The following is a 15124-nucleotide window of genomic DNA, read 5'->3' on the forward strand; positions in this document are numbered from 1 at the left end:
ACCGGGAACGGTGTCGGGCAGCGAAGGTCCCCGGCCATCGGGACTTCGCGACGGGGGCTGGCCGGCGAAGGCGACGCCACCAGCTTCCTGAGGGCCTCGAACACGACCCGGTCTACGCGGTCGCTGTCACCGCCGTACAGCGGCCAGGGGCGCGCGTACCTGCCCCTCTGGCTGCTCGGCGGCAGCCTGCTGGGCCCAGCAGGCTGCCGCCTGGCGTCGTGACACTCGATGCCGTCTGGTCCAGGAGGCTGCTCGGCCGACGGGGCGACTACAGCAGCTCGGCTTTGGCTGAAGTGGAGTTCGTACGCGACCCAAGATCGCCGTTCACTGCCGGGCCATGTGCATACGCATCTCGCTGTCCGCGTCGGTGATGAGCTCGCCCGACAGGTCGATGGTCACGCTGTGGAGCGTGCCGGTGAACCGGAACGGCGCCCGGTATTCGGCTGTGACCGGTTGGCCGGGGTTGGCGCCGCAGGTCAGGCCGCCGGGGTTGAACATGATGGGGGTGGTCACCGGGAAGTCGGCCTCTGCCACGAGGTTGCGGTCGATGTAGAGCTGGGCACGGCCCGGTGCGCCCTTGCCGATGGCGAGGTCGGGCTTTCCGGTCGGTTCGAATTCGAAGCGCAGCTCATGACGGCCTGCGGGCACCGGGTCGGTCGCGGACACGGTGTAGAGGGCTCGCGAGACGTAATTGTGGACGTACGTCAGCTTGCCGTCCTTGATGTAGAAGCTCCAGCCGCCGGCCATCGAACCTTGGCTCATCAGTACGCCTTCGGCGCCGCCCGTGGGGATCTCCGCGTCGGCGGTGATGCTGTGCGGCCGGTTGAGCACCCGGGGCACGACGGAGGCCGGCAGCGTCTGGGTGTCGGGCCGGAAGGCGTAGCTGGTCCGCTCCCTGGTGATCTGGGGGCGTTCCACGGTCATCCGTGCGAGGGCGCTGCCGTCGATCGGCAGCACGCCGTACTTGCCTGCCTCGACGTACCACAGCGACACCATCTCGATGAGCTTGTCGCGGTGGTCTGCGGCGATGTCATGGGTTTCCGCGAAGTCCTCGTCGATGTGGAAGAGCTCCCAGGAGTGGGCGTCCAGTTGGGAAAGTGTCTCGGAGCTGATGGGTGTGCCGAAGGGCTGGCGCGCCTCGGTGAAGGAGGAGCCCGGCCAGGGGCATACGGCGCGCCAGCCGTCGTGGTCGATGGCGCGGTGGCCGAGCATTTCGAAGTACTGGGTGTGATGGCGTGTCGGCGCGTTCGGGTTGTCGAACGTGTGGGCGAAGCTGACGCCGTGCAGGGGGGACTGGGTGACGCCCTTGATGGTGTCGGGCGGTTCGATCCCGAGGACGTCGAGGACGGTGGGGACCATGTCCACGAGGTGTGCGTACTGAGTGCGCACCTCTCCTCGCGCTCTGATGCCGCGTGGCCAGTGGACGAGGAACGGGTCGCTGGCGCCGCCTCGGTAGGTCTCCCGCTTCCAGCGCCGGAACGGGGTGTTGCCCGCCCATGTCCAGCCCCAGGGGTAGTGGTTGAACGTGGTCGGGCCGCCGAGTTCGTCGATCGTCCTGAGGCTGTCCTGGATCGGTTCGGGGGCGTTGTTGAAGAACTGTGCCTCGTTGGTGGTCCCGGTGACTCCGCCCTCCGCGCTGGCCCCGTTGTCGGAGACGACCATGATCAGGGTGTTGTCGAGTTCGCCGGTCTCCTTGAGGAAGTCCAGCAGTCGCCCGATCTGGTGGTCGGTGTGGGACAGGAATCCGGCGTAGACCTCCATCATGCGGGTGGCGAGGCGCCGGGCGTCCGGGGGTAGGGAGTTCCAGGCCGGGACGTCGGGGTCGTGGCGGGAGAGTTCGGCGTCAGGCGGGACGATGCCCCGTCTCTTCTGGTTGGCGAACGTGACCTCGCGGTACGCGTCCCAGCCGTCGTCGAACCGGCCCCGGTAGCGGTCCGCCCATTCGCGCGGTACGTGGTGCGGTGCGTGGGTGGCTCCGGGGCAGAAGTGGAGGAAGAACGGCTTGTCGGGGGCGACCTGCTTGGCGTCGGAGATGAAGAGCATCGCTTTGTCCGCCAGGTCCTCGGTGAGGTGGTAACCCTGCTCCGGCGAGCCGGGGGGTTCGACCTGGTGGTTGTCGTACACAAGGTCCGGATACCACTGGTTGGTGTCACCGCCGAGGAAGCCGTAGAACCGCTCGAAGCCACGGCTGAGCGGCCAGCGGGTGTAGGGGCCGGCGGGGGACTCCTGCTCCGAAGGCATCAGATGCCACTTGCCGAGCATGTACGTGTTGTATCCGTGCTGCAGCAGCATCTCGGACAGGAACCCGTTCTCGAACGGGATGTTGCCGTTGTAGCCGGGGTATCCGGTGGCCATCTCGGTGACCGCAGCCATGGCGTTGGCGTGGTGGTTGCGGCCGGTGACGATGCAGGAACGCGACGGCGAGCACAGTGCCGTGGTGTGCATGTTGTTGTAGAGCAGCCCCTCGGCGGCCAGCCCGTCGAGGCTGGGGGTCTCCATCGGACTGCCGTAGCAGCCCAACTGTCCATAGCCCGTGTCGTCGAGCACGATCATCAGCACGTTGGGGGATCCCGGCACCGCGCGTGGTGGCTCGGGCCATGCGGGGCTGGACACATCCGTGGTCCGCCCGATCACTCCGGGGAACCCGCTTCCTGGCTTGTACTCGTTCACTGGCATCGTGCCTGTCCTCCTTGCGACCGAACCGATGAGCGGCTCCGGCAGGTGGATTCGGGTGGGTGATACCAGGCCGTCGCCCCTGTCGGCCGTGTACCCGTGAGCCTCGGATCGTCGATGTCCAGCAAGCCTCGGCCGCACGGATTCACCGGTACGAACGCCGGCGCCGGGGTGCTCGCCGGTCCGCACAACTGCGCCGGCCCAAAGAGGGCCGCACACGGACCGCTTCGCGATTGCGTGCGCTCACATGGAGGTGTCTGCCGACGGGTCAGATCCGTGGCGCACCATCACCTGGCAGGCGGCCTTTCAACTGAGGTCGGACCGCGTGCGGTCCGACCTCTGCCCGCTTACCGCGTATTTCGCCCACTGTTTATGCTAGATCTTCGCCACGACGGCTGCCACCGGAGCCGCGGCCGATGCGGCCCTTCCCGCGTAGGACTCCGGTTCCCCGTGCGCGGTCGCCAACGCCGCACCCGACCGGGAGAATTGAGACCGGGAAACCGGCACGGGCTCTGGGCCGGTTAAAGGCAATCGATTGAGAGCTGCGCCTGGCCGCCGAGTCAACCTGCCCGGCGCAGCTCACAAATACGGTCAGCGCGGCGCCGGATGCAATATCGGGCCATGGATGAATCCTCCGTCGAAAATCACAAGTCCAGGAGGATTTCCGCCGAGGAGTTCCACGGCCACCCCTGCGAGCGTTGACGTGAAATGGAAAGCGCATCACTGAACCTACTGTCGAGCCTGGGACTCAAGGGCACTCTGTCGGCGATGGGGAGCTGATCGACAATCTGACGAAACTGTTCTTTGCGAGAAGCGCCCGACCGCCGGCTGGAGCGCGGGAATCCGCATGTGCAATCCACGCGGGGAGGGGAAGGAAGATCGGTGGTACTCATGGCTCGGCATTGGTATCCACTCGCCGAGAGTGGAGACGCATTTCTGAAGTCCGCACCCTTCCGCTATGTGCACTCCGTGGAGGCCACAGCCCCTGCCGAGCGCATCTGGGAGGTCCTGACCGGCGATAAGTTGGTCCACTGGGTGTGGGTATTCACCGGCCTGCGCTGGGTTTCGCCGCGCCCGTTCGGCGTCGGAACCGTACGTGATGTCACGCTACTGGGAGTGTTCACCGCTCGTGAGCGCTTCTTCCGCTGGGACGAGGGACATCGGTTTACGTTCAGCGTTTTCGAGGCATCGCTTCCCGGCCTCCGCCACGCGGCGGAGGACTGGACCATCGAGTCCACCCCTTCCGGCTCACGCCTCACCTGGACGATGGCCATCGAGGCAATCCCGCTGGTCACCCCGCTGATGTGGGTCAGCAGCCCGGTCATCAGGCTCGTGAAACGCCGCGCCCTGCGCACCATACGTGCCCACGTCGGCAGCTGACGCCCGGCTCCCGACCCCCAGTCGGTACGCCGCCGGGCCTGGCGGTGGCCCTGTCGGCTCCGGCCAAGGAAGCTTCGCCGCCGTGATCCGCGTATCTCCGGTGGGCAGCAGCGGTGCCGGGCCCGGATGCGAACGGCCCACCTCGATCCACGTCCTGCTCTGTGAGCGAGGACACAGAGACCGACAGGACTGCGGACGTACGATCCATGCGAAACACCACTCCGCACGATGCACGGGGAAGCCCGGTGCTGACTGGCGACGTGGCCGTCGACGGGGTGTCCCGACACTGCGGAGGACCCGAATGGTTCGCCTGGCTTCCTTGACAGACGCGCGCGTGCGCGCGGTGAGCGAGGCCCTGAGCCCCTACGCGTGGCGAAGGCTCACCCCCGAAATGGTCAGCCGTCGCGCGCTCGCCGCGATCGACGACCCCGGAAGGGCCGACCCAGTGCCGGCGGCCCGCCATGACGAGCGGATCGGCGTACTCGTCGAGTTCCTCGGAGGCTGCCCGTGGCGCTCACTGACAGCCGACGCAGTGAGCCGCCAGATCGTGACCGCCCTGGACACATGGCGTCACGAAAGCCAGTGGCTTGAGATCGAGTTGCGCTGGTTGTCGGACGCAGACAGCTGAGACACGGCTTGGAGACGCCCCGGGCCACGCCATCACGGCTTGGAGACGCCCGGGCCACGCCATCACGGCTCGGGCTCGCCCTGGAGCGCCCATGACCGGTCCGTACGAGCCCGGTGGCGGCCCGAAGGGGGCGAGTGACGCGGCAGGGGGTGGGCACCCGTCACTCGCAGGTGGACGCATTGCACGGAATACCGTCTCTGCGGTGCTCATCGTGCTCACCTGCGTCTTGGTGCCGGTCGCGCAGCTCACGGTCTGGGCGGCGCACGACATCGTGCTGGACACCGACCGGTATGCGGCCGGGCCGACCCAGGCCGCCCGTTGGCTCAGGTAGCTGGGAACACCATCCGGAGATACGCTCAAGGGAATAGGCAAACAAGCCTATTTCACCCAGTGCGGGTGGCTGGGGGCGATCCGTTACGGCGGCGACCCGGTCAGTACCGAACTCGACGTCATGCTGGACGACCCGCGACCTCGGCGGCCGCCGACCACCATGCGCTGCGCGCCGACGACGAGATCGTGGAGCGTCTGCAATGACCGAGAATCATCTCTCCGGCGACGAGACACGGCACCTCACCCCGCAGGAGCGGGTCGCCCGCGGCAAGGCCGCACGATCCGCCGCACCCCGGTCCAGTCACGCCGAGTTCCATCCCCCGCCGAAGCGCACGGACCCCGTGGAGATCATCGAGAAGCAGTCCGCGACGCGCGTGCCGGAACTCGTGCCGATCCGCTACGGCAGGATGAGCGAGGCGCCATTCCGCTTCTACCGCGGGGCCGCCGCCATCATGGCCGCGGACCTCGCCGAGACGCCGCGCAGCGGGATCAGGGTGCAGTGCTGCGGCGACGCGCACATGCTGAACTTCCGGTTGCTGGCCTCACCGGAACGCCGGCTGATGTTCGACATCAACGACTTCGACGAGACACTGCCTGGACCATGGGAATGGGATGTCAAGCGGTTGTCGGCCAGCCTCGTCATCGCGGGCCGGGCGAACGGTTTCAGCTCCAAGGAGCGGGCGTCGGTGGTCCGGACGGCCGTGGGGTCCTACCGCGAGAGCATGCGTGGCTTCGCCGGGCTGGGCAATCTCGAGGTCTGGTACACCCGCTTCGACGCGGACGAGCTGCAGCAGCAGTTCGCCTCCGCGGCGAGTGCCAGGCAGCGCGATCGCTGGGAAAAGACGCGGGAGCGGGCCCGTGCTCATGACACGCTGCAGGTCTTCGACAAGCTCACACACGTTCTCGACGGAAGGCGTCTGATCGCTCCCGATCCGCCGCTGCTGGTACGGCTCCAGGATCTGCTTCCGGACGCCGAACGCGGCGCGCTGGAGAAGGAACTCAGCCGGCTGATCGAGCGCTATGGCCAGACCCTGTCGACGGACCGCCGGTTCCTGCTGGAGAGCTATCGTTTCGCCGATGTGGCCCGCAAGGTGGTTGGTGTGGGCAGTGTGGGAACCCGCTGCTGGATCATCCTGCTGCTCGGCAAGGACGATGAGGATCCTCTGTTTCTCCAGGCCAAGGAGGCCGACGAGTCGGTTCTGGCGCCATACGTCGGCGGCAGCACATTCGGCACGCAGGGCGAGCGCGTCGTCGCCGGCCAGCGGCTCATGCAGGCCACCAGCGACATGTTCCTGGGATGGGAACGCCTCACGGGTATGGACGGCAAGCGGCGGGACTTCTACGTACGCCAGTTGCGGGACTGGAAGGGAATCGCCGTGGCCGAGGACATGTCGCCCAAGAAGATGGCTCTGTTCGGCCGGCTGTGCGGTGCCACGCTGGCCCGCGCCCACGCCAGGTCCGGGGACCGGATCGCGATCGCCGCCTACCTGGGCGGCGGCGACGCCTTCGACCGCGCGCTGGCGGCATTCGCCGAGCTGTACGCGGACCAGAACGAGAAGGACCACCAGGCCCTGGTCGATGCCATCGAAACCGGACGGGTCCCGGCCGAAGCGGCCTGAGAAGCCGGCCGCCCGCAGTATCGGCAACGCCTTCGGGCTGGAGCTTCCCTCGGACAGGACCAGTTACGAACGGCCCGGCCGGGACCCCGCGCTTCCGCATGAGGGCCCGCGACCCCCGTCTCAACATGATCTTCCAGCCATCCGCCGGACGCTGCTGGACGTACCCGCTCACATCCCCGAGTACTCGCCGACCGACCCCTTCCATCAGCGATTCCCGTGGTTCGACACAGAGGGTCATGTCCGCTCGTACCTCTACCGTGCCGCGACGCGGTAGGGCGGTTCTGCGGCCGCTCTCCGGACCAAGGGCCGTCCCGCTCCTGCCGGTTGCGGGCCTGGTGGCATGATCAAAGCGTGACCAGCGAACTCGGCCGGCCCGGCCCCAAGAGGTACGTCCTGTTCGATGTCGATGGGACGTTGATCGACGCTGTGGACAACCAGCGCCGGGTCTGGCGAACGTGGGCGGAGCGGTATGGGCTGGATCCTGATGGGGTCTATCAGGTGGCGCTGCGGACGAGGCCCCTGGAGACCTTCGCCGAGGTCGCTGCGGATCGCGATCCGCAGGAGTGCCTGGCTGTGCTGCACGAGCTGGAGGACGAGGATGTTCGGTCCGGTGACTATGCGGCGTTCGACGGTGCGGCGGATCTCCTGTGTGGCCTGCCGCCCGGGTCGTGGGCGCTGGTGACCTCGAACTATGAGCACCGGGTGCGCGGACGGTTCGTCCGGACCGGGTTGCCGGTCCCGGGCTTGATCGTGGACGCGGCCGCCGTCGGGGAAGGCAAGCCATCGCCCGTTCCCTATCTCCAGGCCGCTGAGCGCCTTGGCGCCGCGCCAGGGGATTGCCTGGTCATCGAGGACGCCCCGTCGGGGGTGCGGTCCGGGCTGCGTGCCGGCATGACGGTGTGGGGGGTCAACGCTCCTGTCGCGGTGGAGGGCGTGCACCGTCACTTCGGGAGCCTGCGCGATGCGGTCCACGACATTCTCGCCTTCGCGTCCGCAACCCTCCCTCATCAGCTGGAAGGATCGGCCCCAGTGGAATGATCGTGCTCTGGCTGGTGTGCTCACGGCGTCGGAGCCGTCTTGGACAACCCCGTTCACCGGGCTGAGCCCGCGCCGGTTCGCAGAGCCGGCGACCGCGCCGCGTCGCGAGGGTGTCGACTCCGTGATGCGGGGTCGGCCGTGGGGGCTGCCCCTGGAGGGCCGGGTTCTGCTGGTCGCGTCCTACTGGCGCACGAACGTGACGATGCGCCCGCTCAGCTGACTGACATGACAGCACTGTGGGCCGCACCCCGAGGGGGTGCGGCCCACAGCCTTGTGCGGCTCCCGGTGGATCTGGTCAGGCGTTTCCGCCCGTGAAGTAGTTGTGCAGGCCGGGAACCGACAGCGTCCCGCCGAACTGGCCGGCCTGGGTCACCTTCACATTGGTGAAGAAGGCGAAGGGAACATTCAGCGGCGGAGGGGTCTGCGGGCTGAATGTGATCGGGATGAGGCCGAAGAGGTTGCCCTTCAGCTCCTCCGTGTACATCGTCACCGTGCCGTTGCGGATCTTGGACGTGGAGCCCTTGGACGCCTCGACGTGCGAGGTGGTGCCCATGGGGCCGACCACCAGTTGGTGGAGGTCCTTGATGTCGACGCCCGAAGCGGTGAACTTGAGCACCTTCTTGACCTTGCCGCTGCCCGTCTTCACCTCGACGATGCCCTTGTAGTCCAGGCCCGTCAGGGTGAGCATCGAGCTCTGCAGAACCCACGGGTCGTCAGGGAGCAGCGGGATGCCCGGCTCCATGTCCGCGGCTGCGAGGGCCTTCGGGTCGGCCGTGGGACAGGGGAAGTGCGGCTTGGCGCCGTCGGGTATGTCCTCGTCCGCCTTCGGGTCGAGGCCCTTGACCGCGTCGTCGAGTTCCTCGGTCGTCGCACCGGCCTTGTCCGCCGCGTCCTTGATGGCGTCCTTGGCCTTGTCGGCCTTGTCGGCCACCGTGTCCACCGGGTTGGTGGACGGCTTCTCGGCGGGCTTCTCCGACGGCTTGGTGGACGGCGTCGCCGAGGGCTTCGGCTCCTCCGCCGGCTTGCTGCTCTCGGAAGCGCTCGGCGTCGGAGCGCTGGCCGGCTCCTTGTCGGGGTCGAACAGATCCTTGAGCGCGTCGCCGAGGCCCAGCGGGTCCAGCGGATTCTTGGTCTTCGTCTCGCTCGGTGTGACGGCCGGGTCCGGCGCTGGCGCCTTCGCGTCCGCGGCCTTGCCCGCGTCGGAGGCCGACGGGGTCTGGCCCGGCTTGGGCTCGTTCGCGTCGGTGCCCTTGTCGTCCGCAGGCTCGCTCGCGGTCGGGTCGGGCTTGTCCGAAGGCGTCTCGGACGGCTTCGCCGAGTCCGACGGCTTGGGCGACTCGGACGCCGCCGGCTCGTCCGAGCGGGTCACGCACGGACCTGGGGCGAACGGGATGTCCTTGTCCTCGGCGAGCGCCAGCTTGGGGGTGAGGCCCATGCCCACGAAGACTGCGGTCGGCATCGCTGCCAGGGCTATCGCCTTGCCGGCCGGCATCTGGAGCTTGTTCAGCAGGGATTTGCGGGGAGCCGCGTGCCGCGGCCCTCTTCTGGCCTGCGTCCCGTCGCCTCCAGCCGTGGTCAGCGGTGTGACATCACCCGGCACTGTTCCTCCCGCCGTTGGCGTCGTTGGATGACTCGTACATGTCCGCGCCCGCCATGTCCCACTGCTTGGTCGCGGGGGCATCGGCGGGCTCGGCCGCCGACTCCTTGGCAGGGACCGCCTCCGCGACGGGCTTGCCCGGCGCCCAGGAGAGCGCGAGAGCACCGCCGACGAGGGAGAGCAGGAAGCCGACGATGAAGCCGCCCAGGTTGGAAATCGGGATGGAGATCAGCGCCAGCAGAATCGTGGCGACTCCGGCGAACACTCTGACGATGGCGTGGAACCACATCGTCAGTCCGAGCGTGACCAGCAGCACGCCGATGATCAGCGAGCCCGCACCCGCGGTCGTCGACATGGAGAGCGTCATGTGCCCGAGCTTGAAGCTCGCGTACGGGAAGTAGGCGATGGGGATGCCGCCGAGCACGGTGAACAGACCTGCCCAGAAAGGCCGCTGCCCCCGCCAGGTTCGGAAGACCCGCCGAATGGCACGAAGGTAGTGCTCGTCCCGCCCCGGTGACACTGCAGACTCGGCGCTCATGGAAAACAGCTCCCTGAAACTGGCGTTGCTGTGTAGAGAGAAAGATGGGCGGGCGAGGACCGTTCTGTTTTCCCCGCCCGCCCGGACGGCATGACCGTCAGTAGCACTCGACGCCGTCGCCGGAGCCCTTGAGCAGCTTCATCTTCAGGCCGCTCAGCTTGAAGGTGCCGGCGGTCGTCGCCCACGCCTTCTGCTTGACGTCGTCAAGAATCGCGCGGTCGGCCTGCTGTGCGAACCCGTTCGGAAGGATCGAACTGTCCTTGACCGCGGGGCCCTTGCCCGTTGTCGGGTTGTCCGTGTCCTTGGCGGCGACACCGATGTCGATGTTCCTGAACTCGGCGTCCGCCTCCAGCTCGGAGACGTCGAGGTACAGGTTCTCCGCGGAAACCGGAGTCTTGCCCTCGCCCGCCTTCAGCTGAAGGGTGATCTTGCCCACGAACGGCACGTCGGTGACGACCGACTGGCACATCTTGTTGATCGTGGCGTTCTTGAAGGTCGAGATCGCGACCGGGTGCGCGGTCTTCGCGTCACCCTTCAGGTCCGCGTATCCCATGTCGACGCCGCCGTACTGGGCGAAGCCGTGACCGTCGAGGTGACCGGCCGTGACCTTGAACTCCTGGCCGGACACGGCGAAGGACGCTGCGAGCGCCCCCTGTGCCAGGCCGATGCCTATCGCGGCCGTTGCGGCCACACTCGGCACCATGACAAGGGCGAACCGCTTCCATCTGGTTCCACCACGAGCCACAGACTCCATGACTTTCCTCCTTCTCGGACGTACATCTCCGGCCCGGACTCTCATGTCCGTCCTTTGATGGGAGAAGTGCTACGTCCTCGGGAAGGAGAGCGCCTGTACTTTCAGGCGCTAGCTGCGTCCGAAACACCGGCGATCACCCCCGAGCGACAACCACTGGTCGCGCCTGACGCATCACGCACAACCTGTCGGACAGGCCCTGCTGAGTGGCAGGAACCCCCCTGTCCGCGGTCGGCGCCACTGCCGCCGACCGGCCCAGTGGGGACCCGAACTCCCGCGGCACGGCTGGAGGCCGGGCTGGTGCGGTATCGGACCGAGCGTGGCCGATCGTGGTCCATTCCCGCCCTCGACACAAGGGGGTTCGTTACTCACTAGTAACGGCCCGATAACCACGCAACGACCGGCAGGTATCGGGTGGCCACACACGGTACAGCCGAGGGGTGAGCCCCAGGGGGAGAAAGCCGCCAATAAGCGGACAGAACAAGCCGGTTGATTTACTACGAGTAACAGCTCGTCCGATTACCAAGTTTTGGTAAAGCGGCGCCGCGTTCTGTCACCAGGTCGCCAAAGCGGCGACGGCGCCTCACCAGCGCCGCCGCCGCAAAACCGTCAGACCCGGCGGAACGTCTCGTTCAGCACAGGCCTTTCAAACATGGCCGAGATATGACCTCAGAAAAGCACCCGCGCCAGCGCCGAACGTGCCGCGGTCACCCGTGGATCGTCCGGACCGACGACCTCGAAGAGTTCCAGGAGCCGGACCCGGGCCGCGTCACGGTCCTCGGCCGCCGTGCGCCGCACGGTCTCGATGAGCCGGCCGAACGCGTCCTCCACATGGCCGCCGACCAGGTCCAGATCCGCCGCGGCGATCTGCGCGGTCACATCGGCCGGGTTGTCCGCCGCATCCTGGCGCACCTTTGGCGGGTCCATGTCCTTTACGCGCCCGAGCAGTTCGGCCTGGGCGAGGCCCAGCTTGGCCTCGGTGTTGCCCGGGTCGTCCGACAGGACGTTCTTGTACGCCTGGGCCGCACCGCCGAAGTCGCCCGCGTCGAGCGCGTGCACGGCCGCCTCCAACAGGGCGTCGTACGGACCCTCCGGGACCGCGGCGGGAGCCGCCTCCTCGGCGGACGCGTCCGCGTCGACCGCGACACCGGTGAGGCCGAAGCGCTCCTCGGCGACCTGCACGAGCTGGTCCAGCGTCTGGCGGATCTGGGCTTCGGGGGCCGCTCCCTGGAAGAGGGGCAGCGCCTGGCCGGCCACCACCGCGAAGACCGCGGGGATGCCCTGGACCCCGAACTGCTGCATCAGCATCTGGTTGGCGTCGACGTCGATCTTGGCGAGGACGAAGCGGCCGCGGTACTCCTGCGCCAGCCGCTCGAGCAGCGGGCCGAGCTGCTTGCACGGCTCGCACCACTCGGCCCAGAAGTCGATGACGACCGGGACCTCTGCGGAGCGCTGGAGGACATCGCTCTCGAAGCCCGCCTCATCGACGTCGATCACAAGACTGGAGGGGGCCACCGCACCGGCTCCGCCCTGACGGGCGGCCTCCGCACGGGCCTGCTCCGCTTTGGCCTTGGCCTCGCCGGCCGCCTTCACCGCGGCGAGGTCGACGACGCCGCTCATGGACATGTTCCTAGGCTGCATGAGTACATCCTCCCCCCTCCGCGCGCGCATGTGAAAAGTGCGGCCAAAGGACCGCGGTACTGGCCAGAATGCGTCGCACTGGCCAGAATGGTCGGCGGCGGGTCCCCACCCGGCGCCAGTGGTCTGTCGCGTGGTTGTCGCTCAAGCCGGTCAAGGCTTTCGCTACGAGGCGTAGCGTATCTGCATCCACTCGTGCGCGTGTGAGATTCCTCCGGTGAACTGCCTCACAACACTTTGCCTACTCGCCGGTATGGTCGCCGTCATGTGCAGCCACACCCGCCCCCATACCCTGCGTACAGGTCGTACGGGACGCCCTCGCAGCGCCGCGGCCGACGCCGCGATCCTCGAGGCGACCCGCGCTGCCCTCGTCGAGCTGGGCTGGTCGAAGCTGACGATGGGCGATGTGGCCACCCGAGCGGGCGTCGCGAAGACAACCCTCTACCGTCGCTGGGCGAACAAGAACGAGCTGGTCGTCGATGCCGTCGCGGTCCTCTTCGATGAGCTCGAACTCCCCGACCGCGGAAGTCTGGTGGCCGACGTGGAGGGTGTGGTGCTGCAGTTCGCCGCGCTGCTGGCCCGGCCCGAGGCGAAGACCGCACTGATGGCGGTGGTCGCCGAGTCGACACGCGACGAGGCGCTGCGCAGCCGTATCCGCTCGGCGATCGTCGACCGCCAGAAGCGTCTGGTGATGGAGGGGCGGGCGCGCGCCCAGGCCCGCGGGGAACTGCCGTACGAGGAGGACGCCGAGGCGGCTTCCCGCAGCGCGGATCTCATCTTCGACGTGATCGCGGGGGCGGTGGTGCACCGGGCGCTGGTCAGCGCGGAGCCGGTGGACGAGGCCTGGGCACGCAGCTTCACACTGCTGCTGGTGTCGGGGCTGGCGTCACTGCGGAGCTGACGCACGGAGCACGCATGCCCGGGCCGACGAGCTGACGCACGGAGCACGCATGCCCGGGCCGACGAGCTGACGCACGGAGCACGCATGCCCGGGCCGACGAGCTGACGCATGAAGCACACACGCCCGGGCCGACGGCACGGCGGGCCAGGTCGCCGGAGCCGGCACAGGGGGCATGCCCCGCTCCGGCTGACGACGGCGGGGGGCCCGGGCGGCCGTGCCTGACGCTGTCGGTACGTCGGCCGTGCCTGCCCGGGCCCTCGGTGTTCGGGCTCAGAAGCCGGGCGGCTCGGTGTACGTCCCCCACTCGTCCCGCAGGGCGTCGCAGATCTCCCCGAGGGTGGCCTCCGCGCGGACGGCGTCCAGCATCGGCGCGATCATGTTCGAGCCGTCGCGTGCCGCGCTCAGCATCGCTTCCAGCGACGACTTCACGCGCGCGTCGTCCCGGCCCGCCTTGCGGCCCGCGAGCTCGCGCACCTGCTCCCGCTCGACCTCGTGGCTGACCCGCAGGATCTCCAGATCGCCGGTGACGGAGCCGTGGTGGACGTTGACGCCCACGACCCGCTTGTCGCCCTTCTCCAGCGACTGCTGGTAGCGGAAGGCCGACTCGGCGATCTCGCCGGTGAACCAGCCGTCCTCGATGCCGCGCAGGATGCCGGAGGTGATGGGGCCGATGGGGTGCTGACCGTCGGCGTGGGCCCGGCGGCCCCGCTCCTTGATCTGGTCGAAGATCTTCTCGGCGTCCGCCTCGATGCGGTCGGTGAGCTGCTCGACGTACCACGAACCGCCCAACGGGTCGGCGACATTGGCGACGCCGGTCTCCTCCATCAGCACCTGCTGGGTACGCAGCGCGATCTCCGCCGCCTGCTCACTCGGCAGGGCCAGGGTCTCGTCCAGGGCGTTGGTGTGCAGGGAGTTCGTGCCGCCGAGGACCGCGGAGAGCGCCTCGACCGCGGTGCGGACGACGTTGTTGTACGGCTGCTGGGCGGTGAGCGAGACGCCCGCCGTCTGGGTGTGGAAGCGCAGCCACTGCGCCTTGTCGGTCGTGGCGCCGTACACCTCCTTCATCCAGCGGGCCCAGATCCGGCGCGCCGCGCGGAACTTGGCGATCTCCTCGAAGAAGTCGAGGTGCGCGTCGAAGAAGAAGGACAGTCCGGGCGCGAAGGTGTCCACGTCCAGGCCCCGGCTGAGGCCCAGTTCGACGTAGCCGAAGCCGTCGGCGAGGGTGTACGCGAGCTCCTGCGCGGCTGTCGCGCCCGCCTCGCGGATGTGGTACCCGGAGACCGACAGCGGCTTGTACGCGGGGATGCCCTGCGCGCAGTGCTCCATCAGGTCGCCGATCAGACGCAGATGCGGCTCGGGCTGGAAGAGCCACTCCTTCTGCGCGATGTACTCCTTGAAGATGTCGGTCTGGAGCGTGCCGTTGAGGACGGCGGGGTCGACGCCCTGGCGTTCGGCGGCGACGAGGTACATACAGAAGACGGGGACGGCGGGCCCCGAGATCGTCATCGAGGTCGTCACGTCACCGAGCGGGATGTCCTTGAACAGGACCTCCATGTCGGCGGCCGAGTCGATGGCCACACCGCAGTGGCCGACCTCGCCGAGCGCGCGCGGGTCGTCGGAGTCGCGGCCCATCAGGGTCGGCATGTCGAAGGCGACCGAGAGGCCGCCGCCGCCCGCGGCCAGAATCATCTTGTAGCGCTCGTTGGTCTGCTCGGCGTTGCCGAAGCCGGCGAACTGGCGGATGGTCCAGGTGCGGCCTCGGTAGCCGGTCGGGTACAGGCCACGGGTGAAGGGGTACTCCCCCGGCCAGCCGATCCGCTCGAAGCCTTCGTACGTGTCCCCGGGACGGGGACCGTAGGCAGGCTCGACCGGGTCGCCGGAGAGCGTGGTGAAGTCCGCGTCCCGCTTGCGGGCCTTGTCGTAACGGGCCTGCCAGCGTCGGCGGCCTTCCTCGATCTCGTCAGCGTCCATACCTACGAATTTACTAGGACGTCCTAGTAAATGTCGATGGCAGACGGCCGCGAGCCGCGC

The 15124-nt window shown here is 68.2% G+C and carries 12 protein-coding genes and 1 pseudogene; 7 read left to right on the forward strand and 6 right to left on the reverse strand.

Annotation, left to right across the window (positions count from 1 at the left end; genetic code table 11):
• Window positions 1-324: 324 nt before the first annotated feature.
• Window positions 325-2676 carry an arylsulfatase gene (locus tag OG293_RS09875; protein WP_405998399.1) on the reverse strand — a complete coding sequence of 784 codons (2352 nt, stop codon included), beginning with the start codon at window positions 2674-2676 and terminating at the stop codon, window positions 325-327.
• Between the two features lie 888 nt (window positions 2677-3564).
• On the opposite strand from OG293_RS09875, the gene OG293_RS09880 reads away from it, so the two are divergent.
• From OG293_RS09880 to OG293_RS09905, 6 genes and pseudogenes are all read left to right on the forward strand, one after another.
• Window positions 3565-4053, forward strand: a complete 489-nt coding sequence (locus OG293_RS09880; RefSeq protein WP_405998400.1) for an SRPBCC family protein — start codon at window positions 3565-3567, stop codon at window positions 4051-4053.
• 319 nt (window positions 4054-4372) lie between these two features.
• On the forward strand, window positions 4373-4681 hold the full coding sequence (locus OG293_RS09885) for a hypothetical protein (RefSeq protein ID WP_405998401.1): 309 nt from the start codon (window positions 4373-4375) through the stop codon (window positions 4679-4681).
• A 202-nt stretch (window positions 4682-4883) separates the two neighbouring features.
• Window positions 4884-5012, forward strand: a complete 129-nt coding sequence (locus tag OG293_RS09890) for a hypothetical protein (protein WP_405998402.1) — start codon at window positions 4884-4886, stop codon at window positions 5010-5012.
• Window positions 5013-5211: 199 nt separating this feature from the next.
• Window positions 5212-6630: a DUF2252 domain-containing protein gene (locus OG293_RS09895; protein WP_405998403.1), complete on the forward strand. Its 1419-nt coding sequence runs from the start codon at window positions 5212-5214 to the stop codon at window positions 6628-6630.
• A gap of 351 nt (window positions 6631-6981) precedes the next feature.
• Window positions 6982-7668 carry an HAD family hydrolase gene (locus tag OG293_RS09900; protein ID WP_405998404.1) on the forward strand — a complete coding sequence of 229 codons (687 nt, stop codon included), beginning with the start codon at window positions 6982-6984 and terminating at the stop codon, window positions 7666-7668.
• A gap of 7 nt (window positions 7669-7675) precedes the next feature.
• Window positions 7676-7885, forward strand: a pseudogene (locus OG293_RS09905) (IS5/IS1182 family transposase); the annotation flags it as partial.
• A 78-nt stretch (window positions 7886-7963) separates the two neighbouring features.
• Here OG293_RS09905 and OG293_RS09910 read toward each other — a convergent pair.
• The 4 genes from OG293_RS09910 to OG293_RS09925 all read right to left on the reverse strand — a co-directional run bounded on the left by OG293_RS09910 (window position 7964) and on the right by OG293_RS09925 (window position 12195).
• Window positions 7964-9268: a hypothetical protein gene (locus tag OG293_RS09910; protein ID WP_405998405.1), complete on the reverse strand. Its 1305-nt coding sequence runs from the start codon at window positions 9266-9268 to the stop codon at window positions 7964-7966.
• Window positions 9258-9803, reverse strand: a complete 546-nt coding sequence (locus OG293_RS09915; protein WP_405998406.1) for a DUF6114 domain-containing protein — start codon at window positions 9801-9803, stop codon at window positions 9258-9260. Before OG293_RS09915 ends, OG293_RS09910 begins: the two co-directional genes overlap by 11 nt.
• Before the next feature lie 97 nt (window positions 9804-9900).
• On the reverse strand, window positions 9901-10557 hold the full coding sequence (locus OG293_RS09920) for a DUF6230 family protein (RefSeq protein WP_405998407.1): 657 nt from the start codon (window positions 10555-10557) through the stop codon (window positions 9901-9903).
• Window positions 10558-11223: 666 nt separating this feature from the next.
• On the reverse strand, window positions 11224-12195 hold the full coding sequence (locus OG293_RS09925; protein WP_405998408.1) for a tetratricopeptide repeat protein: 972 nt from the start codon (window positions 12193-12195) through the stop codon (window positions 11224-11226).
• Window positions 12196-12445: 250 nt separating this feature from the next.
• Here OG293_RS09925 and OG293_RS09930 point away from each other — a divergent pair, with 250 nt between their 5' ends.
• Window positions 12446-13093, forward strand: a complete 648-nt coding sequence (locus OG293_RS09930) for a TetR/AcrR family transcriptional regulator (RefSeq protein WP_405998409.1) — start codon at window positions 12446-12448, stop codon at window positions 13091-13093.
• Window positions 13094-13363: 270 nt separating this feature from the next.
• Here OG293_RS09930 and OG293_RS09935 read toward each other — a convergent pair whose 3' ends face one another.
• On the reverse strand, window positions 13364-15064 hold the full coding sequence (locus tag OG293_RS09935) for a methylmalonyl-CoA mutase (RefSeq protein WP_405998410.1): 1701 nt from the start codon (window positions 15062-15064) through the stop codon (window positions 13364-13366).
• Window positions 15065-15124: the final 60 nt, after the last annotated feature.

The sequence above is a fragment of the Streptomyces sp. NBC_00829 genome (genome assembly GCF_045161795.1).
Classification (GTDB): domain Bacteria; phylum Actinomycetota; class Actinomycetes; order Streptomycetales; family Streptomycetaceae; genus Streptomyces.

Coding starts and splice junctions, on each gene's coding strand:
- OG293_RS09930 (WP_405998409.1), top strand. CDS start 12,446: ATGGTCGCCGTCATGTGCAGCCACACCCGCCCCCATACCCTGCGTACA.
- OG293_RS09915 (WP_405998406.1), bottom strand. CDS start 9,803: ATGAGCGCCGAGTCTGCAGTGTCACCGGGGCGGGACGAGCACTACCTT.
- OG293_RS09920 (WP_405998407.1), bottom strand. CDS start 10,557: ATGGAGTCTGTGGCTCGTGGTGGAACCAGATGGAAGCGGTTCGCCCTT.
- OG293_RS09875 (WP_405998399.1), bottom strand. CDS start 2,676: ATGCCAGTGAACGAGTACAAGCCAGGAAGCGGGTTCCCCGGAGTGATC.
- OG293_RS09935 (WP_405998410.1), bottom strand. CDS start 15,064: ATGGACGCTGACGAGATCGAGGAAGGCCGCCGACGCTGGCAGGCCCGT.
- OG293_RS09880 (WP_405998400.1), top strand. CDS start 3,565: ATGGCTCGGCATTGGTATCCACTCGCCGAGAGTGGAGACGCATTTCTG.
- OG293_RS09925 (WP_405998408.1), bottom strand. CDS start 12,195: ATGCAGCCTAGGAACATGTCCATGAGCGGCGTCGTCGACCTCGCCGCG.
- OG293_RS09895 (WP_405998403.1), top strand. CDS start 5,212: ATGACCGAGAATCATCTCTCCGGCGACGAGACACGGCACCTCACCCCG.